The organism is Lentzea sp. NPDC058436, assembly GCF_042721515.1.
In the GTDB taxonomy this organism is placed as follows: domain Bacteria; phylum Actinomycetota; class Actinomycetes; order Mycobacteriales; family Pseudonocardiaceae; genus Lentzea.
Genome location: NZ_JBHXLF010000001.1, coordinates 277,667 through 299,931, shown reverse-complemented (window position 1 = coordinate 299,931; position 22,265 = coordinate 277,667). Strand labels below are relative to the sequence as shown.

The following is a 22,265-nucleotide window of genomic DNA, read 5'->3' as shown; positions in this document are numbered from 1 at the left end:
CGGATGCTACCGGCTCCTGAGGAACGACCGCATGACGCGCGTCCACGGCACGTTGCTCTGCTTGTACAACACGTGCGGTGCCCGCAGGTACTCCCCTCCCCTCAACAGGTGCGGGAGGTAGCCGCGTCTCGTCGTCAGCTCCACCTTCACCCCCGTCTTGGTGTCGTGGTAGTCCGGGCCGCGGCTCGCGTTGTAGCTGAACCGGCTGCCGTGGGTGGCCTGCAGGTCGGCGGCGACGGCCTGGTGCAGGGCGGCGCCCTTCCACATCCGCACCTTGCCCCACTCCTCGTTCTTCAGCGCGTTCTGATAGGCGGTGGCCTGGTCTCCCTTCAGGCTCTTCATGATCTCGTCCCAGCCGCGGGACAGCTGCCGCTTGGTCGCCTCCTGCACGAGCTTGGCCGACTCGTTCGTCGCGGCGTTGGTGGGGACGTTCGAGTTGACGCCGATGGCGGCCATCATCGTCACGCCCGCGATGAACTGCATCGCCTTGCCGCAGTCGACGCCCATCCGCTCGCAGAACCGCTGGTCCACGAGGCCGCCGATGATCTCCGGGGCGATCTGCAACCCGTCGGGGTCCGACTCCGTGAGCACCCGCCGGGCCTGGTACCTGGCCGGCATCTCGTCGATCGTCTTCTCGTACTCCTCGAGCCACTTGTCCTCGGGGGCACGGCCGTCGGGATCCACGAGCCGGACGGGGTTGTTGTACGAGTAGGTGTACGCGGCCAGGTTCGCCGAGCGGGTCACACCGTCGTTGGTCTGACCGTCCAGATAGGACCCGAGTTCCGGGTCGGGGCTCTGCCAGAGCTGGGTTCTCGGGTTGTAGTACCTGGCCCCGAAGTAGTAGAGGCCGGTCTCGTCGTCGAACTCCTTGCCGTTGTACTGGTACGGCACGGGTGCGGGCGCCGTGCTCTCCTGGACCCAGGTCTCGCCGAAGGCGAAGAACTCCTGGTGCGAGGTGACCTTCCCGCGCGTGTCGGTCACGTAGCTCGCCGAGCCGAGGTGGTCGGTGTGGAAGTAGAACAGCTCGTCCTCGACCGTGCGCTCGACCTTCTTGCTCAGCAGCCGTTGCTCACCGACGAAGACGTGCTTGAACGACTGCCCGCCCGCCTTGCTGAAGTTCCGGCCTGGCGAGACGTGCGTGCCCTCGCCCTCCTTGACGATCCGGTTGCCGGTGTCGTCGTAGATGAAGCGCACGAGCGGATCGGCGCGGTTCTCACAGGAGGACGGCTCCTGCTTCACCGTGCTCCGCTCGTCCTTGTGCGCGCAGGCGAGCCTGTTCTCCTCGTCCCAGACGAGCTGCGTCCGTTCATCCGAAGTGGACTCGTCGGTCAGCGGCCCCACGAAGGCCTGGACGGCGTTGTCGTCGTCCCTGGTGACGATGTCGATCAGGTTGCCGCCAGCGTCGTAGCCGTGGGTGTCCGGCCCGACCCTGGCGGGCGCGTGCGGACGGCCGGTGTAGCTGTACCGGTAGGTGTAGGTGGTGTCGCCCTGCGGCCGCACGACGCCGGACGGGCTCACGAACTCGTGCTTCTGCGCCTTGTTCGTCGTGTTGTGGACGGTGTCGTAGGTCAGGTCGACCTTGTAGCGGTCGAGCCTGTCCGCCGTGTTGCGGTACTCGCCGGTCGCCGAGGTGACCCGGTGCAGGTCGTCGTAGGTGAAGGTCTGCCTGCTCGGCCCGCCGAGCTCCTTGCTCTGGGGCACCGGAACGTCGTTGGCCAGCTGCGTGATGTTGCCGACGTCGTCGTACCGGTAGGAGAGGTTCTGGAACTCGCGGCCGTCGGACTGCCGGGACTTCAAGGTGGCCAGCCGCCGGTCGTTCTCGTCGTAGCTGTAGGTGGTGCGGACCCCGGAGCCGGTCTCCGTCAGCACCTTGCTCTCGAACTTGTCGTAGTCCTGGCGGGCCAGGTAGGTGTAGCTCCGGTTGTCCTTGACGCCAGCGGCGGTCGTGACCTGTCCCCCGCTGTCGTAGCCGTAGGTGACCTTCTCACCGTCCGGGTAGGTCGTCTCCAGCTGGCGGTGGAACGCGTCGAACCGGTTGAGGGTGGTGAACGACGTTCCGGCGTCGGGCGCGCTGCCGCCGAGGGTGCGGGTCTCCTTCACGGTCTCGCCGAGCGCCCCGTACTCGCGGGTGACGGTGCCGGCCGCGTCCCGGATCTCGGTGACCCGCCCGGCGGCGTTGTCGGGAGCTCCGAGCGCGCCGTAGGTGTACCTGACGTTGTTGCCGGTGAAGATCGGGTACCGGATCCCGGTGATCCGGGTGAAGTCGTGGTCGTACTCGATCGCCTTGCGCTTGTCCCGCAACGCGGGCGTGACCCGGGAGATCACGTTGTCCGCGAGGTCGTACGCCGTCTCCGTCTTGCCGGAGTCCGGGCTGTCGACGACCGTGCGGCGGCCGAAGTCGTCGTACGCGGCCCTGGTGACGTTGCCGCGGTCGTCGGTGACGGCGACGATCTGGCCGGTCTGGTCGTAGGCGTAGCTCGTCCAGATCGCCGGCTGGCCGCCCGCCGCGTTGGACTCCTTGACCGACGTGGTCAGCTCGCGCACGTCGGCGTAGGTGCGGCGCTGCTTGCCGTTGGCGTCGGTGGCGACCGCCTCGAACTGGGTGGCCCCCGACCGGTCCGTCCCGAACCCGTAGGTGGTGGACGACGCGGTGCCGTCCGGCAGTTCCATCCGCACGGCGCGGTCCTGCACGTCGAAGGCCGTCCTGGTCGGCCGCACGCCGTCGAACGCCGCGTTGAACGTGGTGTTGGTGTCTCCCTTGGGTTCGGTGACCGGGTGGAACTGCTCGACGACCCGCCCGAGGAAGTCGAACACCTGACGGCCGGACACGATCATCGACTGCTCGGGCGCGGCACCCGGCTGGGACGCGACGCTCGCGTCCTTCTTCGTCTGCACGACCCTGCCGAGACCGTCGGCGAACTGGACGGTGTCGATGGTGTCGTCGCGGACCCCGGTCGCGGTGTTGTCGACGTGCCGGCTCACCGCGTACGGCACGGGGGCGTCCGGGTGGTACTCGAAGTCGATCGTGACCCGGTTCTCGGGGATCTCGTACGGCCCGGCGACGAAGTCCAACCGGCCCACGCGATCGTAGTTGTAGTGCACCCGCTGGAAGTTCTCGTCGACCGTCGTCTCCGGCAGCCCGTACTTGTAGTTGTGGGTCACGACGGAACGGAGGTTGAAGCTGTCCACGATCGTCTCGACGTGCACGCCGACGACCGGGTCGTAGCCGTAGTCCAGCCGGTAGCGCTGGCCCGTCTTGTTGGCGGGCCCCACCACGGCCTTGAGGTTGCCGTTGCCGAGGTACTCGAGGTCGGTGACCGCCTTCGAGCCGTCCGCCAGCAGGGCGCGGTGCTGGGTGACGTCACCGGTGCGGCAGTCCACAGTGGCCTGACGGTGGCGCATCACCTTCCTGGACGCGACCGCCACCACCTGCACGGAGTTGGCGACACCGGTGATGTTGCGCTCGCGGCACGCCGGGTCGGTCGCCGAGTAGCCGACCCTGGTCTCGACGTCGTCGGCCGCGCCGGCGTCCGCCGTGTCGAGCATCCGCGTCAGGTTGCCGACGTCGTCGTACTCGGTGTCGGTGTACGTCGACTTGGGCGCGGTCGCCTGACCCTCGTGGAACAGCCGCTGGGTGCGGGTCAGCACGGGGAAGACGGTCGCGGTGGTGCTGGCCGGGTCGACCGGCCGCCCGGTGCTCACGTCGCGCAGGACGTGGGTGCTGACGGACTCGGAGAACAGCCTGCCCTCACCGTCGCTGGTCAGCGTGCGGATCGCCAGCCCTCGGGCGTAGACGCTGTCGGTGCGGTAGTCGCTGGTCACCGACCGGTGCACCGCGTCCCCGGCGCCGGCGTCGCGCTGCTGGTGGACCACTCGGCCGTAGCCCAGGAACGTCCGCTCCAGCCGGTCGTAGCGGCCGTTCTCGTAGTCGAACGTGGTGAGCTGCACGTCCTGGCCGTCGCCGGGAAGACCGTCGTGCACCCGCACGCTCGACAGCACGAACCGCGACTGCGGCAGGGCGGTGGTGTTGCCGTCGCGGCGGTAGTCCAGGTCGAACTTCCCGCCCAGCGGCCGGTTCACGGACCTGAGCAGGTTGGTCCGCCCGGTCCGGTTCTCCGCGACGACCAGCTCGCTGTCCTTCGTGGACCGGACGTGGTCGGTGTAGCCGTCGCCGTTGACGTCGTCCAGCGCGAGCTCGGACCGGCCGATGCCGGTGGACACGTCGGCTCCGGGGTTGAACACCACGCAGCCGCCCCCGAAGATCCCGAGGCAGAAGCCGAACGTGAAGTACACGCCCGCGTCGAGCGACGATCCGGAGTCGGCGCTGACGCCGTCGAGGCCGCCCTGGAACGGTGCCGGCGCGAGGAAACCGTTGCCCGTGTTGATGGCGACGGTCAGCCCACCGCCGTCGGAGAACACCCGGTCGGCCAGGCCGTCGCCGTTCATGTCGGTCAGGCTCGCCCGGCTCCTGTTGGTGCCGGTCCCCGCGGACGCACCGCCCGCCAGGCCGTAGAAGTCGGTGTTGAACCCGAGGTTGACCGACGAGTTGCGGCTGCTGGTGTCGTTCAGCGGGCCGCCCGCCCAGGGTTCGGGCGCGGCGAACCGGTAGCCGAGGTTGAGCGCCGCCGTGCCGTTGTCGTGGACGCGGTCGGGCAGGCTGTCCCCGTTGATGTCCAGCAGGTCGAACCTGGCGTCGGACTCGCCGCCGCCCGTGTTGCCGCCGATGCCCAGGCCGGGCATCTCGCTGCCGGAGTCCGCGGTGGTCGCGGACGACTCGGCGGACGGTCCCGCGTTGCCCTGGCCGTCGGCGGACGTGCGGGCCGGGCTGCCGGCGTTGGCGGACGCGGTGAAGGCGCGCGAGTCGGACTCGCGCACGGAGGCGGTGCCGAGGCTGCCGCGGGTGGCGCCGAGACCACCGGTCATGTCGGAGTACTGGATCCCGGCCGACCCGACCACGTCGGGGAACTTGTCGCCGTTGAGGTCGAGGAAGTCGACCTGGCCGGTGCTGCTGCCACGGGCCACGCTCGCGCCCGCGCCGATCGGGACGCCCGGCAGCTGGGCGCCGAACGTGGTCGAGATCTGCTGACTGCGCCCGACCCTCGACACGCCGGTCGCACCGGCGAAGTCGGCGTCGTTCGCCACGTCGATGCGGTCGGTGCCCAGCCGGGAGCTCGCGGCGCCGTCGCCGCCGATCCAGGTGTTGCCGTCGTTGCTGCCCCAGCGTCCGCGATCCGGTTGAGGCGCGAGGATCACCGCGTTCGGCGGCGTGACCCGTCCCTCGAACCCAGGGACGTCGGACTCCTTCGGCGCGGCGGGAATGCGGTCGCGGTAGCGCTGGTCGATCACGAGGTCGGCCTGGTCGATCGGGGCGGCGGCGCGGTCGCGGTTGCCCTGGTAGCCGATCACCGCCCAGCCGCGGTAGGGCTGGGCGAACGCGCCCTGCTCGGCGGAGGCGTGCAGCGCGCTGGGCACCGGTTCGAACGTCACGCCGTCGGTGCTGACCGACGCCGACTGCGACGTCAGCCGTGCGGGCAGCGCGGTGTCGAGCGTCGAGAAGTCGAAGAAGAGCTCGTCGCCCTCGTTCGCGTTCACGGTGACGCGCAACGACTCCGGCTCGGGAACCCGGCCGTCCACGACGTCGACGACCTTCTTGGCGAGCAGCGCGCCGCGGCGCTTGACCGTGAACACCACCCGCGCGTCCACGGCCTGCCCGAAGACCAGGTTCGGCTCGACGGTCAGCTCACCGGACCGCGTGGCGGTGTAGGAGCCCTGCGGCGCCGTCAGCGTGCTGACCGGGTACATGTCCAGGTCGAACGGCGGGGTGATCGTCAGCGTGGGCCGGCCGTTGCCGTCGACGACTGGCACGCCGCTCTCCGTGGCCGTGTAGTGCGCCGACGGCACCCAGTGCAGTGCGCCCGCGTCGACCGGCGAGTCGACCCGCAGCCGCCAGGACAGCGTGTCGCCCGCCGAGACCGGGACGTCGAGGTCGACCGGGACCGTGCCGCCGTTCGCGGCGGGAAGGTTGCCGGTGAGCACGTCCCGGCCGTTGCGGGTGATCACGACGGAGACGTCGTCGGTGGTCGGGCCGACCTTCGACACGTCACCGGACAGGTGCAGCGTCCCGGTCACCGGCGCGGTCGCGGTGGACGGGCGGCCGCCGAGCGTGAAGTCGCGCGAGGCGAGGTAGCGGTGGACGTCGAGGCCGTTGACGTCGGTGCCGGCGGGGATGCCGGTGTAGGTGACGTCGGGGTTCCACGCGACCTGGTCGAACTTCCCGTCCAGCACGGACTGGACGCGGAAGTAGAGCCGGTCACCGCGGCGCACCTGGACGGCGTCGACGCCGGACGGCACGTGCTCGGTCCGGTCGCCCGGCATGATCCGCCGCGACCAGAGCTCGGTGTTCTCGTGCTGCACGGCGACCCTGACGCCGTCGGCCTTCTGGTCCGCGTCGCCGGTCAGCTTCACCCCGCCGGTGATCCTGACCTCGCCGTCGTAGGGCGCGATCCACCGCCGCACGCCGTCCAGCAGTGGGAAGGCGTCCACCTGCCGTTCGAACTCGGCGGTCTGGTCGCCCACGACGGTGCCGCTCGCACGGCCGGTGCCGATCGGGACGGGGGTGTCCTTGCTGTTCGCGGTGTAGGTGGGAGTGCCGGAGGCGTCCAGGTGTCCGAAGAGGACACTGCCGTTGCTGACCAGGTCGGTGAGACCGTCACCGTTGACGTCGGAGAAGTACCGGTCGGTGCGGCTGGTGGTGGAGACGTGGTTGAGCTGCGCGGCCACGCCGACGTAGGACTCGGCGCCGGTGGTGACCGAGCGGGTCGAGCCGGACGAGATGCCGGGCAGGTTCGTCAGCTTCACGGGCGTGTCGCCGAACTTGGGCTGACCGCCGGGCCCGGACAGGTTGGGCCGGTAGAACACCCCGGCCGCGGTGCGGAACACCTTGTCCGGCAACGTGTCGCCGTTGACGTCGGTCAGCGCGAGCAGGCCCTCGGACGACCCCGCGTTGTACCCGGCCTTGCCACCCGCCGAACCCGCCTTGCGCGGCACGGCGGGGTTGAACCCGACGTACAGGTGACCGCCGGCGCTGCTGGACGTGCTGGCCGCGAGTGCGCTGGCCCGTCCGTCGGGCACGGAGGCGCCGAGCGAGTCGTCGGGCACGGTCCACCCGGTCGCGTCCGAGAACGCGCGGTAGTCGCCGTCGCCGGTGCGGACGTCGTCGTAGTAGTCGAACGTGTGGGTGGTGAAGATCCGCAGGTCCTCGCCGAACTGGGACACCGACCGCAGCAGCGTCTTGGCGAACGCGCCCGTGCGGTAGTCCAGTTCGTACGCGCGGACCGGTTTGTCGTCGAGGTGGACCTCGATGCGGCGCAACAGGTCCGCGGTGACCTGCTTGAAGCCGTTGCGGGCGTCGATCTGGACGTCCTGGCGCCGGGACTCACCGCGTTCGCGGTCGCGGACGAACGTGACCGAGTAGCGGCCCTCGATCTTGCCCTGGCCGGTGTAGGTGATGCGCTTCGGGTAGAGGTTGACGCCGGGCACCGTGCCGCCGCTGACGCCGGCGTCGGTGACCTGGACGTTGTGGTAGCGCACGAAGTTGTCGCTGGTGTCCCGCACCTCGCGCAACGCCCAGACCGCGATGTTGCCCGTGTCGTCCTTCAGCGTCGTGGCGTCCCCCGCGCTGTCGGGCGCGCCGCCGAAAATCGATCTCGTACCGTCCTTCGCCGTCACCTCCCACCAGTAGTCACGCGGATTCGAGCCGTGCCGGACGATTCTGCTGAAGTTTCCCTCGACTCGGGTGTGGAACACCTTTTCGGCCGTCCGCGCCTGCAATTCGGTGCGGTGCGCGACGGGAGTCAGCTGTTCCCCGTTGAGCAGATAGGTCTCGGTTTCGAGGGTGCCGTGATAACGCGGCACTCCCCATCGCGTGTCGATTGCTATTGATTGCAGCGGCAGGTCCCAGCCGACTCCGGCCCAGCTGTTCTGGGCGGAGGAGCTGTAGGCGAGGGCGACGCTCGGCTGGACGCCGGCGCGTCCCGGCGGCACCTCGATCGGATAGCCGAGCTGGGCGTCCCCGGTGTTGTTCGCCGAGGGCGGCTGGACCAGGTTGACCTTCGAGCCGGGATCAGCCGCCTGGATGCCCTTGAGCTGGTTGGGGTCGAACGACGCGCCCTCCGGATGCGCGGGCGCGTCGACCAGCCCCTCACCCGGCGCGCCGGTCGCCAGCACGGCGAGGTCGGTGGGGTGCGGCAGCGACGGCAGCAGGCCCACCGCGAGGAGCAGGACCACCCCCAGCGCCGCGATCTTCCGGTGGAGTCCCGACAACTGCCGACGCTGAGCCCAGGTGGCCATGATCCCGAGACCTTCCGTCCGGAACGCGCGTGGGGGATTCGTGATCAGCGGGGCCAAAATAGCGACATCGGTCAGAACGCCGCAATCCTCGCGCGCGCCTCTCGATGACCATTCTCAGAATTCGGTCACCCGTCTCCGAATACCGTTATTCCACGACACCTCGGATATCTACGCCAACGGGACGTGACGAGCGTCGGCCGGACGGGCTCCGCGGCAATTGGGCACTCGGCTCCGGCACCAGTCGCGGAGAGACCGAACGGAGCACAATCCGCGAAATTCCCACTTTTCGCCGCGTCTCACATGGCGATGACGACCTTCGCACGGGCGTGTTCGGTCTCGACGTAGCGGAGAGCCTCCCTCGCCTCGTCGAGCCGATAGGTGCGGTCGATCACCGGCGTGAGGTCTCCCGACTCGCCGAGGTGCCGCAGCGCCGCGAGAACCTCCCGGTCCGGCGAGGTGGTGAGCACGAGCAGGCCGTGCCGGACGAACGGCGCCCGCAGCTTCGCCCTGATCATCAGCCACATGGGCCCGGCGAGACTGCCGCCGCGGAACACTCCCCCGCCGGACAGCACGATCGTCCCGCGGGGAGTGAGCGCGCGGCGCAGACCGGTCAGCGAGTGGTTGCCGACCAGGTCGAGGACGAGGTCGTGGCGGTTGCCGCTCCTGGTGAAGTCGTCCCTGGTGTAGTCGACCACGTGGTCCGCGCCGAGCGACGCGACCAGGTCGGCGTTCCTCGTGCTGCACACGCCGGTCACGGTGGCGCCCATGGACTTCGCGATCTGCACCGCGAACGTTCCGACGCCACCGGACGCGCCGTTGACCAGGACGTGCTGCCCCGGCAGGAGCTTTCCGGTGTCGCGCAGGCCTTTCAGCGCGGTGAGCCCCGCCAGCGGTACCGCGGCCGCCTGCTCGAACGTCCACGTGCCGGGCTTGGCCTCCACGAAGTCCTCCCGCACCGACACGTACTCGGCGAACGCCCCGTCCGCGGTCCCGAGGTCGCCGAACACCTCGTCGCCCGGCCGGAAGCGCCGCACGTCCCGCCCGACCGCCTCCACCGTGCCGGCGAAGTCGCGGCCGCGGATCCTGGCGCGGGGCCCGCCGAAGCCGATCCCGGAGAGCCGCGCCAGGTAGGGATCTCCGCGCATCACGTGCCAGTCGTAGGCGTTGACCGAGGCGGCGCGCACCCGCACGAGCACCTCGCCGCCGGAGGCGGTCGGGGGCTCCACGTCGCGGACCTCCAGCGCGTCCGGTGACCCGTACCTGTCCTGGACGATCGCCTTCATCGCTTCTCTCCCATCAGAAGTCCGGTGCGCGGACGGGCCTGGCGGCGGACGAGCCGTTCCGCCACGGCGAGGTTGACGAGCCAGGAGGCGAGCATCAGCACCGCCTTGGAGAGCTGGTCGAGCGGGCCGAAAGCCGCGATCCACGACCCCAGGACCACCGCCTGCGTGCCGGCGCCCAGACCGATCGCGAAGCCGCGGATCATCCACGCGCGGTGCGCGGTCACGTCCCGGCGGCGGATGGCGGCGAACCCGAGGGCGATGAACACCACCCACGCCGTGCCGAACACCAGCCGGACGCCGGTGAGCAGGGCGCCCACGTCGGCCGGTTTCGGGTAGAACACCGTCATCCACAAACCGGACAGTGCTCCCAGGAGTCCACAGAGGACCAGAAGCCTCCCTGCCGCGCGGTGCCACCCCGGTCTGCGGCGGCGGAGGCCGGGGGCGAACTGGAACGCCCCGAGAAGGCAGTAGACGCTGACGGTCACGGCGTGCACCACCACCGGCACAGGTGAGGCGAAGAACCGCGCGTTGTCCGGCGTGATCTCCGCGCCGCCGCCGAGCTCGCCCAGCCGCAGGGCGCCGCCGAGCACCGGCACGAGGCTGAACAGGATGATCGCGGCGGGGACGAGCCTGTCCGCTCTGGTCGAGGAGGTCATGCACCAGATCGTGGCGCGGGAGGCGGTCTCACCTCATCGGAAGATGGGCCTCGATCATCCTGGCCGATGGTCCGGCGCGGTCGTCGTACTTTCGGCTGACCGCTGCCGGAAACCGCCCCGGACGCGCCTGGTCTCGTACGCCCAGATCGCGATCTCGACCCGGTTCCTGGCACCGATCTTGGCCATCAGGCTGGCGATGTGGGACTTGACGGTGCTGAGCGTGATGTGGAGCTCCGTCGCGACCTCGCCGTTGGTGCGCCCGCCCGCGACGGCCGCGAGGACCTGCTCCTCCCGTTCGGTGAGCGGCTCGACCGGCTGCACGGCGGGACCCGCGGGACCGGTGTCCGCGAACGCCTCGATGAGCCGTGCGGTGACGCTGGGGGCGATCAGCGCGTCACCGGCGGCCGCGGCGTGCACGGCCTGGGCGAGCAGGGCGGGACCGGCGTCCTTGAGCAGGAAACCCCTGGCACCGGCCCGCAACGCGGCGTAGACGTACTCGTCGAGGTCGAACGTGGTGATCACGACGACCGCGAGCGGTTCGGCGACGCCCGGCCCGGCGAGCAGGCGGGTGGCCTCGATCCCGTCGATCCCCGGCATCCGGATGTCGAGGAGGCACACGTCGGGCCGCAGGCGCCTGGCCAGTTCCACGGCCTGCCGCCCGTCCGGCGCCGCGCCGACGACCTCGATGCCCGGCTGGGCGTCGAGGATCATCGCGAGTCCGGTGCGGACGATCTCCTGGTCGTCGGCGACGACCACCCTGACGTTCATCGAGCCACCCTCGTCAGCGGGAGCACGGCGGTGACGGTCCAGCCTCGGTCCGGGTTCGGGCCCGCCTCGCACCAGCCGCCGAGCAGGTCCGCGCGTTCCGCCATGCCGATCAGCCCGTGGCCCTGTGCGCCGCCGCGGACGGTGTCCGCGTCACCGTCGTCGCTCACCCGCAGGTGCGCCGACAAGTCGACCACGGTGACCCGCACCTCGACGCGCGTGGCGTTCCGGGCGTGCCGCAGCGCGTTGGTGACGGACTCCTGGGCGAGCCGGTAGAGCGCGGTTCCCACCGACCGGGGCAGGTCGTCGACCGCGCCGTCGACGACGACAGCCACCTCGGGTCCCGGCCCGCCGGGCCTCGCGAGGAGGGCGATGTCGGCGACGGTCGGGCTGGGCGCCAGTTCCGCGGACTCGTCGTGGCGCAGGGTTCTCACCATCGTGCGCATCTCGGCGAGCGCCCGCGACGCCTCGGACTCGATCAGGCCGAGCGCCTCGGTCGCCGCCTCCGGTCGTGACGCCGCCGTCGCGAGTCCCGCCTGGGCCCGGATCGCCATCGCCGACACGTGGTGCGCCACCGTGTCGTGCAGGTCGCGGGCCAGCCGTTCCCGTTCCAGCAGCTTGACCTGTTCGAGCTCACGCGCCCGTGCCCGGCCCCGGTACCGGACCGCGGCACCGAGCGCGCACGCCGTCCCCAGCACGGCGGTGCCGCCCACCGCCGTGCTGGGGACGGCGTGGCCGAGCGCCGCCGACAGGCCGACCTCGCCGAGCATGACGACCAGCCCGATCGCCGCCTCCCGCCCGGATCCCCACCGGAACAACGAGAACGGGAACAGGACCATGAACACCATCACGTTCAGCTCGGGCTCGCCCTCGAGCGCCAGCGAGGCGACCGCGGCGACGCCGAACACGACGGCGACCGCGACCAGCGGCCTGGTCCGGCGCACCAGCAGCAGGGGCAGCAGCACCACGGCCACGAGCAGCGAACCGGCCCGCGAGGTCAGGTCCTGGCGCAGCACCGCCTCCAGCACGGCGACCACCAGGAGCACGGCGACGAGCGCCCGATCCCACCACGGCCGAGCCGCGGCGGGCACCGGCCGCGGTTCGTCCCACACCGACCGCACAAGGGCGAACACCGCCCAATCCTACGAGAGCGCGAGGCCCGTGAACGACGGTTCGCGGTAGGGTCGGCCGGGTGGATCTGGAGGACACCGCGGCCCGGCTCGGAGTTCCTGCCGAGGACGTCGAACGCGTGCACCGCCGCGCCGGCGACCGGCCGTCCGCGCCGGTGCCCGCACTGGCAGGGGCACCCGCGCTGCTCGACCGGCTCGCGGTCCCGCGCGACGACGCCGCCGAGATCATCGAGGCCTGGCCCGTCCCGGACTCTCCACTGTGGACTCCGGAGCTGCGCTGGCTGCTGGACCGCTCCACCGCACTGGTGCGGGCGGACCTCGGCGGCCACGGGTGGCTGCCACCGGGTCCGGCACTGCCGCGCGACCGTGGCCCCGCCTGGCGCCACCTCTACGTGTACGTCTACCTGGCCCTGGTGGACGTCGTCCTTCAGTACCACCGCGATCACGGCATCAACAGCGCCGTGTCGTGGACGACGCTCGCCGACCTCGGCCGCAACCTCGCGGTCGACCGGCGGATGCGCGGCGAGGGCTGGCCCGTCATGCAGAGCTGGCTGACCCTGCACGCGCGCGGCGGCGTCTACGAGCTCGGCCGCCTGCAACACCACCGCGGCACCACGATCTCCCTGCACATCCCCGACTCCGGGCCGCTCACCCCGGACGCCGTCGACTCGTCGCTCGCCGAGGGACGCGCGTTCTTCCCGCGCCACTTCCCCGACGAGCACCACACGGCGTTCTCCTGCGGCTCGTGGTTGCTCGACCCCCAACTGCGGGAGTACCTCCCCGCGGACTCCAACATCGTCCGGTTCCAGCAGCGGTTCGAGCTGGAGCCCTACGAGGCGCCGGAAGGGATCAACGCCGACGTCGAGGTGCGGCGGTTCGTGTTCCGCACCCTGACGACCCCGCTCGACCGGTTGCCGCGCGACACCGTGCTGCAGCGCGCGATCGTCGACCACCTGCGGGCGGGCCGCCACTGGCACTGGCGCCGCGGTCAGTTCCCGATCGAGCCGTAGCTGATCCACCATCGACAGATGTCGACAGTCCTGGCCGCACCACCACGACGCTTGACGGCTGCACGAAGGCCGTCCGTCCGTCAGACTCGACAACTGTCGACCGCGGGCGCGGAAGGGGAACGTGGTGAGCGATGCCGACCTCCAGTCCATCGTGGACGGCCTCGCCGAACGCCTGCACCGGTCGGTCGCGATCGACGACCCGTCCATCCGCCTGATCGCGGCGAGCCGCCACTTCGGCGACGAGGACGCGGTCCGCATCCGGTCCGTGCTGGACCGGTCCATCGAGCCCGCCATCACCGAACCCCTCTTCGCCGCCGGCATCGCCCGCTGGACCACGCCGGGAGTCGTCGAGCTCGACGACGTCCTGCCGCGGCTGTGCGCGCCGGTCCGGTGCGACGGCATGCTCCTCGGTTACCTGTGGCTCATCGACCCCGACGGCGCCTTCACCGAGTCCGAGATCGCCGCGGCGGCGGACGCGGCCGCCACCGCGGGCACGGTGCTCTACCGGCGGCTGTTGCTGCACGAGCGGTCGAAGGCACGGCAGGAGGCCATCCTCCGCGAGCTCGTCTCCCCGGACGCCGCCGTGCGGGCGCAGGCGATCGAGGACCTCCACGCCGAGCAGCTCTTCGGGGACGACTTCGGCCACTTCACGGTGCTCGCGGTCCAGCGCCGTGAGGCGGACAGGGACGCGGCGCACCAGGTCGCGTTCGAGGCAGCGCTCGAAGAAGGGGTCCGGGCGGTCACGGACGACGTCGCGCTCATGGTCGCGAACCGCGCCCGCGGCTGGTTCCTGCTCGTCCAGCGGCAACCGCCGGCCAGGGCGCTCGTGGACACGATCGCCGAGCGCGTCACCGCCAGGCTGCGGCGGCTCACCGATCCCGCCGCCCGCCTCGCGTTCGGGCTCGGCAACAGCGTCACGGACCTCAGGTCGGTCGGGGTGTCCTACGAGCACGCGACGCTGGCCGCCCGTGCCGCGCTGCTGCTCCCCGGTGCGGGCGACCTGGCGCGCTGGGGCGAGCTGGGACCGTACGAGCTGCTGCTGAAGCTGCCCCCGGACGACCTGCTGAACACGGCGCTCACACCGGCGGTGGCCTCGCTGGAGCAGGCGGACAACCACGCCGTGCTGATCGACACGCTGATGACGTTCTTCGACCACGCGGGCAACATCCAGCGGACCGCCGACTCGCTCACGATCCACCGGGCCACGCTGTACCAGCGGCTCAGGCGGATCGAGCAGATCACCGGGTGTGGCCTCGACAACGGCGACGACCGCCTGGTGCTGCACCTCGGCCTCAAGCTGCGCACCCTGGCCGCCGCCTACCGCGACCAGGCGCGCCCGCGCTAGGTCCTGTGTCGAACGTTCCCCGCGGCACCTGCGCGCGGGTGGAGGGAGTGACCGGGATGTCCCAGGGAGCAGAACAGGGTGACGTCGTGCTGCGCCACCTGCGCGCGGCGCACGCGCCGGGGTTCGGCAGGCCGTCGAACCTGCGCGAACCGCACGTGACCCGCGACGGCACCCGCACGGTCGTGACCGCCGACGTCCTGGACGACCTGCACGGCCGGCCGCGCACCGCGCTCTACACCGCCACCGGCGGCCGCTTCCGGCAGATCTCGGCGCAGGGCGGCTCAGCGCGTTCGGGCCGGTTCTCCCCGGACGGGCGCACGCTCGCGTTCCTGGCCGACCGGGCGACGGCCGGGGTGTTCCAGCTGCACCTGCGCACCGACGGCGACCTCGGCGAGGCGGAGCCCGCGCCCGTCGTGCCCGGAACCGTCGAGTACCTGCACTGGTCCCCCGACAGCCGGCGGGTCCTGCTCGGCGTCGCGGGCCTCGGCGCCGAACTCTCCGGCGGGCAGGGGTCCGGCACCAACCACAGCGACGCGGGCGAACCGTGGTTCCCCCACGTCGAGGAGGAGGTCGGCGACGAGGCGTGGCGCAGCCTGTGGCTGTGCACGCCGGGAACCGGGGCGCTGCAACGGCTGTCCCCCGAGGGCCTCAACTGCTGGGAGGCGGGCTGGAGCGGCTCGGGCCGCGTCGTGGCGATCACGTCCACCGGCCCCGGCGAGGACGACTGGTACGAGGCGGCCCTCAGCCTGATCGACCTCGACGGCACCGCGCGCACCCTGCTGACCAGCGACGTCCAGCTCGGTCTGCCCACCGGCTCCCCCGACGGCAGGCTCGTCGCGGTGGCGCAGGCGGTGTGCAGCGACCGCTGGCTCGTCGCGGGCGACCTGCTGCTGGTCGACGTCGAGTCCGGCGAGGTGCGCCAGGCCGACACGCGTTCCGTCGACGTCACCCGGCTGGAGTGGATCGACGACGCCCGGCTCGGCTATCTGGGACAACGTCACCTCAACTCGGTCGCCGGCGTGCTGACCGTCGCCGACGGCAGCGTGTCCGAGGTCTTCGACACCGCCCTCGCCTGCGGCGGCAGCACCGCCGTCCACACCGACGGCGCCTTCACCGCGGACGGCCGCGTGTGCACGATCCAGGACTCCTACCGGCTCCCCCAGCAGCTCGTGCTGGACGGCCAGGTGCTCGCCACCACCGCCCACCCCGGCACCGACTACCTGCTGTCGGTCGCCGGCACGTCCGCACCGGTGACCTGGCACGCGCCCGACGGCCTGGAGATCGAGGGCGTCCTGTGCACCCCGGACGGCGACGGCCCGTTCCCGCTCGTGGTGAACGTCCACGGCGGCCCGGTCTGGCAGTTCCGCGACATGTGGTCGATGCGCGCCCAGTGGGTCCCGCTGCTGGTGTCGCGCGGCTACGCGGTCCTCAACCCCAACCCGCGCGGCAGCTCGGGCCGGGGCCAGGCGTTCGCGGCCATGGTCGCCGGTGACATGGGCGGCGCCGACACCCACGACATCCTGTCCGGCATCGACGCGCTGGTGGACCGGGGCATCGCCGACCCCACCAGGATCGGCCTGATCGGCGGCAGCTACGGCGGCTTCATGTCGTCGTGGCTCGTCACCCAGGACGACAGGTTCGCCGCCGCCGTCCCGATCGCCCCCGTGACCGACTGGCGCAGCCAGAACCTCACGAGCAACGTCGCCGCCTGGGGCGCCCGCTTCCTGAGCGCGAACCCGGCGGAGCGCGAGGTCATGACCCTCGACCGCAGCCCCGTGACCCACGCGGGCAAGGCGCGCACCCCGTGCCTCAACGTGGCGGGCGCCATCGACAACTGCACGCCACCCGGACAGGCCCAGGAGTTCCACCGCGCACTCCGCGCGAACGGCGTGCCGTCCGCGCTGGTCGTCTACCCGCAGGAGGGGCACGGCGTGCGGAGCTACCCGGCGCAGATCGACTTCCTGACCAGGGTGCTGGCGTGGTTCGAACGGCACATGCCGGCCTGAGCGAACGGCGCATGCCGGCCGGGGCCGGGCGCGGCGACGGTGGCCGCGACACCTGCCCGCACACGGCAGTCCCGTCGCCCACACACGCCGGCCCGTTAGCCCGCACACGGCAGTCCCGTCGCCCACACACGCCGGCCTGTTAGCCCGCACACAACAGCGGCGGCCCGGACACACCGGACCGCCGCTGCCTTCACCCCTACTACCCCTGCCGGCCCCTGCCGACCCCCTGCGCGCTCCCCCGCCGGGCTACACCTGCTCGGCGTCGACCGTCGTGGCCGGCTCGCTGCCAGGCCGCTGACGGTCTTCGAGCGTGATCCCGCACTTGCCGACGAGCGCGACACCGGCACCGATCGTCGTGGCCACCGGCGCGGCCAGCGCCGCGACCAGACCGATCGCGACCGGCACCTCCAGCACCACGTCGTCCTTGCTGTCGCGCACGACCACACGACGGTTGATGCCCTCGCTGACCAGCCCGCGAACGGCGTCGACCACCGAGTCGACGGCGGTGCGGGCGGTCTCGGACCTGGATTCAGTCATTGCTCTCCTCGAACTGCGGATCTCCCCGGACAACTCAAGACTGCCCGTGTCCCGGCGTCCTGCCATCAGGGTTTACCCCTGACCTCCACCTGAATTACCCCTCAGGTCGCATCGCGGCCGTGAGTCGTCGGGCGCGCAAACCACAGGCCCCGCACGCACTTCGGCGCGGGCCCACGAGGGTCCCGCGCCGAAGTCTCAAAGCACCATCGTCACTTCGTGGCGATCTTGTCCCCTGGCCTGATCAGGTCCGGGTTCGTCAGGAACCGGGCGTTCTTCTCCACCAGCGCCTGCCACCCGCCCTCCACCCGCTGCTCCGAGGCGATGCGGCTGAGCGTGTCCCCGTCCTTCACCGTGTAGTCGCCGTCCGGGTTGCTCGTGGACGGCGCGGCCATCGGCGCTGCGGGAACGGCGCGCTGCACGGCACGACCGGTTGTCGGCCGTCCCTGGCGGACCGGCTGCGGCGTGGCAGCGGCTCCCCGCCGCCCGCACGTTCCCCATGCTCCGATTCCCTGGGTGCGCAGCACGCTCTCGGCGACGCGGATCTGCTCCTCGCGGGAGGCCTGGTCGGCGCGGCCCGCGCCGCCGTTGGCCTGCCAGGTCGACTGGCTGAACTGGAGTCCGCCGTAGTAGCCGTTGCCGGTGTTGGTGGACCAGTTGTTGCCGCTCTCGCACTGCGCGATCCGGTCCCAGTCGACCGGTGCCGAGGCCGAAGCCGTGCCGGTCGCGGTGACGAAGGCCGTCGCGAACGCCGTCGCGGAGACGGCGAGCAGGACGGCACGACCGGTGAAGTTGCCACGGAGATGACGCATGTCCCTTTTCGCACCCCGCCTCGCTCTCGCCTGCAGCGGCGCCTGTCCGGCGGGGGGTTTCGTCCGTGACGTGGACAGGGCGCGCCGCTGGACAGGTGAGCGGGCGGCGAGCCCTGGTGGTGCAGCGGCCTGACGACCGCAGGCTGGACCGTAAGGACGCCGCCGCGGATCCGCACGACCGGAAGCGGACAAGATCACTCGATGGGTGATGATCACCGGCCGGGCGTTTCGGCGGGCGGGTTCGCGGGATATGAACGCGCCACGTGCCGGCGGAACGTCCACCGGAGAAGGGCTTGAGACGTGCGGCTCCTGGGTATAGCCAGAACGGCCGTACGATGCGGTTGACGTGCGTCAAGCAGCCGGCGCCGTGGCCTCCAGCCGAACGTGGGGAGAACCGCGGCATGACCGACCACTCCGGGAACCGCTCTGGAGGCAGTGCACGATGACCGAACCGGAGCCCGGACTCGTCGACGACCTGCCGCTGGTCGTCTGGCGCGGCGACGCGGACAGCCGTGCCGTCAAGTTCATGTCGGGCTCCGTCGAGCGCGTGCTCGGTCACCCGCGACAGCTCTGGCTCGACTCCGGGTTCTGGACGGGCGTCACGCACCCCGACGACCGCGAGGAGAGCGAGCGGCTGCGCTGGAACTCGGACGCCGACTACGAGTCGGTCTACCGGGTCCGCACGGCCGCAGGCGCCCTCGTCTGGCTGATGGAACGGGCACGGGTGCACGGCTCGTTGCGCAGCGGTGTGCTGATCGACGTGACGGCACGGCACGCGGCCGACGAACGGCAGCGGTTCCTCGACGTGCTCGACCGCGAGTCGCAGCGGCTCGACGACGCGGAAGACCTGATGGCACTGGCGACCCGGCTGCTCGGCGAGCACATCGGCGCCGACCGGTGCGCGTACGCCCGCACGGAGGCCGACGAGAACCACTTCGTCATGACCGGCGACCACGCCACCGGCCTGCCTCCGCTGCCCGGCCGGTTCGCGATGCGGGAGTTCGGCAACGGCGCGCTGACGGCCATGCGCGCGGGCGAGCCGTGGGTCGTGGACGACGCCCTGAACGACGAGCGGCTCGACGCCGAGGACCACGCCGCGTACCGGGTGACCGGCATCCGCGCGGTGATCTGCCTGCCGCTGTTCCGCGCCGACCGGTTCGTCGCCGCCATGGCGGTGCACCAGGCGACCGCCCGGCAGTGGACCCGCGACGAGGTCGACCTGGTGTCGGTCGTGGTGAACCGCTGCTGGGAGTCGATGCAACGGGCGCACGCCGACAGGGCGCTGCGCGACAGCGAGGAACGCCTGCGCCTGCTCGTCGACCGGGCGACGGACGCGATCTGGTTGCTGGACCACGACCTGCGGTTCGTGGCCGCGAACCCGGCGACGGGCCACCTGCTCGGCTACCGGTCCGACGAGCTGATCGGCACCCCGATCGCCGATCTGCTCGTCGGCGGCCTGCCGGAGGACCTCTCGGCCTCCCAGGTCGTGACGATGCGCCACGCCGACGGCACGGACGTGGCGCTTGAGCTCAGCGTCCAGTCCACCCCGAGGGGACTCCAGGCGATCGGCAGGGACGTCACCGAACGGCAGCGCGTCGACGCCGAACGAGAGCTGCGTCTGCAACGGGAGCACGAGATCGCGGCCGCGTTGCAGGAGAGCCTGCTCCCCCGCGAACTCCCTGCCCTGCCGCGGCTCGCCACCGCGGCCCGCTACCTGCCGGCCGCGCGGCACTCCCAGATCGGCGGCGACTGGTACGAGGTCGTGCTGATCGGCACGACCCGCGTGGCCCTCACCGTCGGCGACGTCGTCGGCAAGGGCCCCACCGCGGCCGCGATCATGGGTCAGCTGCGCAGCGCGCTCACGAGCTACCTGCTCGACGGTCACTCGCCCGCGGAGTCGTTGCGACGGCTCGACGCGTTCGCGGCACGCGTGGACGGCGCGGCCGGGAGCACCTGCGCCTGCATGGTCTTCGACTGGACCAACGGCGAACTGTGCTGGGCATCCGCCGGCCACCCACCTCCCGTGGTGGTCGACGAGTCGGGAGCCCGCCTGCTGACGGCGGACAACGGACCCGTGCTGGGAGCCGGTGGACCGGCCCTGCCGAGCCAGCACGCGACGGCGTTCCCGCCCGGCGCCTCGGTCGTGCTCTACACCGACGGCCTGGTCGAACGCCGTGACGAGGTGCTCGACGACGGACTGAGCAGGCTCACCGCCGCCGCCGACGGGGCGTTCGACTTCGACCCCGCCTCCCTCACCCGGCGCGTCATCGACACGATGCTCGCGGACGGCCAGTCCGACGACGTGGCCCTCGTCGTGGCCCGGCACCTGCCTCCCCCGCTGCTGCTGCACCTGCCCGCCACCTCCGACCAGCTCTCCCCGTTGCGCCGCGCCGCCACGGACTGGGCCCGTCTGGCCGGACTGTCCGAGGACGCCGCGTACGACCTGGAGCTGGCACTCGGCGAAGCCGCGTCGAACGTGGTGGACCACGCCTATCCGGACGGCACGGGCGACTTCGACGCGAAGCTCGAAAGCACCGGCGTCGGCGTCCGGGTGACCGTGACGGACCAGGGCCGGTGGCGGCCGCCCCCGGAGGACAAGGGCCACCGCGGCAGGGGGCTGAGCATGATCCGCGCCGTCACCGACGAGAGCGACATCCTGGCGGGCGAGGACGGCACGACCATCCGGTTCCACGTCCCCGCCGTGCCGGACGCCCGCACCGAACCCGCCGCGCCGCGCACCCCGTCCGTCGCGAGTGGACTGTCCGATGAGGACCACGAGCACGCGCAGGTGGTCCTGCTCAACGGCGACCTCGACATCTCCACCGTGGACGGTCTGCGGCTGCCACTGCTGGAACGCGTCGGCGCACGCGACGACCAGCCGATCGAGGTCGACCTGACCGGCGTCGGCTACCTCAGCAGCTCCGGCATCGCGTTGCTGTTGCAGGCGATGGTGGCCGCCAAGGACCACGGCCGGGTGCTGTCACTGGTCGCGACCGGTGCTCCGGCGCGCGTGCTCGACCTGTCCGGGCTCGCGCACACGACGAAGCCCCAGGGCTCCGACTTCGTCCCGGGCCCTACCGGTTGACGTAGGCGCCCAGCCCGCCGAGCTCCTCGCTCGCGATGAAGACCGACCGCACGTGGATCAGCACCTCCTCGACGTGGACGGCACAGCCCCACGCCGAGTCTCCCCACGAGTCGGCGACCTTGATCTCGGCCGGCGAGGCGCACCCGGTGCTGCCACCGAGCTGACACCGCTCGGGGTGCGGCGAACCGGACTGCTCGGCCGCGGCGGTGCGCATCTGCCCTGCGAGTTCCGCGGTGGCGTCCGCGCGCCGCTCGGCGTCCGCGCGCAGTTCCCGTTCCGCCCGAACGGCTTCAGCAAGCGCTTCCCTCGCCGCTTCCGCCTGCTCCTCGGCGGCTTGGCGCGCCACGTCCAGGTGGTGACGCTCGATCGCGAGCGCCGCGGTGCCCGCGAAGAGCCGGATCAGGGCGAGGTCGGTGTCCTGCGGCACGCGGGCGGTCCGGTGGTACATCGCGAACGTGCCCAGCAGGCCGCCGTCGCGGGCCAGGATCGGGGTGGACCAGCAGGCGCCGAGTCCCGCCTGCTGTGCCAGGTCGCGGAAGTCGTCCCAGAACGGGTCCGCGGCGATGTCGGTGACGATCACCTGTTCGCGGCGGTGGGCGGCCGTTCCGCAGGAGCCGACGCCTTCGCCGGTGGCGATCCCGTCGATGGCCTCGTTGTAGAACGCGGGCAGGCTGGGCGCGGCGCCGTGCCGCAGGTGCCGCCCGTCGGGGTCGGCGAGCAGCACGGACACCAGCAGTTCCTCCGGCGCCAGTTCCTCGATGCAGCGGGCCATCCCGTCGAGGACCTCGGACAGCGGCGCCTGCCTGGCGATCTGCTCCAGGAGCGCGCGGTGCTCGGCCGTCAGCCTCTGGGCGTGCCTGACCTGGGTGGTCTCCACGCCGATGACCTGAACGCCGAGGAGTTCGCCCGTGGCGTCACGACGCGGTTCGCAGGTGAGGTCGAAGAACGCCTCGTGCGGGCCGGCACCCAGCACGACCCGCACGTCCCGGCGGGTACGGGACTCACCGCTGCGGTAGGTCTCGTCGAGCAGGGCCGTGAAGTCCGGTTCGCGATCTTCACCGAACGCGACCAGGAAGGCCGGGCTGGCCGACTCCACCACGTGCTCCGGTCCCGTGAAGGTCGCGAAAACAGCGGAGGACTGCCCGAACAGCGTCCTCAGGTCCTCGTCCGCAGAGTGCTCGTGTACGCCAAACGCGCTCATGGCCACCTTCTTGCCATGCGTCGCAGGCGCGCTGTTTGGCCTCGGACGCTGTTCCGGTTCTCGCTCCCCGGCGAGTACAAAACATGGTA

Annotated in this window: 12 protein-coding genes; 4 read left to right on the top strand and 8 right to left on the bottom strand. The window is 71.5% G+C overall.

What is annotated here, in order from left to right:
• Nucleotides 1–6: 6 nt before the first annotated feature.
• From ACFWN2_RS01295 to ACFWN2_RS01275, 5 genes are all read right to left on the bottom strand, one after another.
• Nucleotides 7–8,349, bottom strand: a complete 8,343-nt coding sequence (locus ACFWN2_RS01295; RefSeq protein ID WP_382424096.1) for a SpvB/TcaC N-terminal domain-containing protein — start codon at nucleotides 8,347–8,349, stop codon at nucleotides 7–9.
• Nucleotides 8,350–8,645: 296 nt separating this feature from the next.
• Nucleotides 8,646–9,632: an NAD(P)-dependent alcohol dehydrogenase gene (locus ACFWN2_RS01290; RefSeq protein WP_382424095.1), complete on the bottom strand. Its 987-nt coding sequence runs from the start codon at nucleotides 9,630–9,632 to the stop codon at nucleotides 8,646–8,648.
• Entirely contained in the window at nucleotides 9,629–10,288 is a 660-nt protein-coding gene (locus tag ACFWN2_RS01285; protein ID WP_382424094.1) for a DUF2306 domain-containing protein, read from the bottom strand. Before ACFWN2_RS01285 ends, ACFWN2_RS01290 begins: the two co-directional genes overlap by 4 nt.
• Before the next feature lie 54 nt (nucleotides 10,289–10,342).
• Nucleotides 10,343–11,056, bottom strand: coding sequence for a response regulator (locus ACFWN2_RS01280; protein WP_382424093.1), 714 nt, complete (start codon nucleotides 11,054–11,056; stop codon nucleotides 10,343–10,345).
• The gene (locus tag ACFWN2_RS01275; protein WP_382424092.1) at nucleotides 11,053–12,186 is read right to left on the bottom strand and encodes a sensor histidine kinase; all 1,134 of its coding nucleotides are present in this window, start codon (nucleotides 12,184–12,186) and stop codon (nucleotides 11,053–11,055) included. Before ACFWN2_RS01275 ends, ACFWN2_RS01280 begins: the two co-directional genes overlap by 4 nt.
• A gap of 59 nt (nucleotides 12,187–12,245) precedes the next feature.
• On the opposite strand from ACFWN2_RS01275, the gene ACFWN2_RS01270 reads away from it, so the two are divergent.
• The 3 genes from ACFWN2_RS01270 to ACFWN2_RS01260 all read left to right on the top strand — a co-directional run bounded on the left by ACFWN2_RS01270 (nucleotide 12,246) and on the right by ACFWN2_RS01260 (nucleotide 16,544).
• Nucleotides 12,246–13,193, top strand: coding sequence for an acyltransferase domain-containing protein (locus ACFWN2_RS01270; protein ID WP_382424091.1), 948 nt, complete (start codon nucleotides 12,246–12,248; stop codon nucleotides 13,191–13,193).
• Between the two features lie 124 nt (nucleotides 13,194–13,317).
• On the top strand, nucleotides 13,318–14,538 hold the full coding sequence (locus tag ACFWN2_RS01265; protein WP_382424090.1) for a PucR family transcriptional regulator: 1,221 nt from the start codon (nucleotides 13,318–13,320) through the stop codon (nucleotides 14,536–14,538).
• 56 nt (nucleotides 14,539–14,594) lie between these two features.
• Nucleotides 14,595–16,544: a S9 family peptidase gene (locus tag ACFWN2_RS01260; protein WP_382424089.1), complete on the top strand. Its 1,950-nt coding sequence runs from the start codon at nucleotides 14,595–14,597 to the stop codon at nucleotides 16,542–16,544.
• Between the two features lie 246 nt (nucleotides 16,545–16,790).
• Here the strand turns inward: ACFWN2_RS01260 and ACFWN2_RS01255 are convergent, their stop codons facing one another.
• Nucleotides 16,791–17,081, bottom strand: a complete 291-nt coding sequence (locus tag ACFWN2_RS01255; protein WP_382424088.1) for a DUF4342 domain-containing protein — start codon at nucleotides 17,079–17,081, stop codon at nucleotides 16,791–16,793.
• A 209-nt stretch (nucleotides 17,082–17,290) separates the two neighbouring features.
• Nucleotides 17,291–17,890, bottom strand: coding sequence for a transglycosylase family protein (locus ACFWN2_RS01250; RefSeq protein ID WP_382424087.1), 600 nt, complete (start codon nucleotides 17,888–17,890; stop codon nucleotides 17,291–17,293).
• Nucleotides 17,891–18,332: 442 nt separating this feature from the next.
• Between ACFWN2_RS01250 and ACFWN2_RS01245 the strand changes: the two genes are divergently transcribed.
• Nucleotides 18,333–20,975 (top strand): SpoIIE family protein phosphatase, encoded by a 2,643-nt coding sequence (locus ACFWN2_RS01245; protein WP_382424086.1) that lies wholly within the window; start codon nucleotides 18,333–18,335, stop codon nucleotides 20,973–20,975.
• On the opposite strand, the gene ACFWN2_RS01240 is transcribed toward ACFWN2_RS01245, so the two are convergent.
• A complete protein-coding gene (locus ACFWN2_RS01240; RefSeq protein ID WP_382424085.1) occupies nucleotides 20,965–22,176 on the bottom strand; it encodes a GAF domain-containing protein in 1,212 nt (403 codons plus the stop codon). The genes ACFWN2_RS01245 and ACFWN2_RS01240 overlap by 11 nt on opposite strands.
• Nucleotides 22,177–22,265 lie beyond the last annotated feature (89 nt).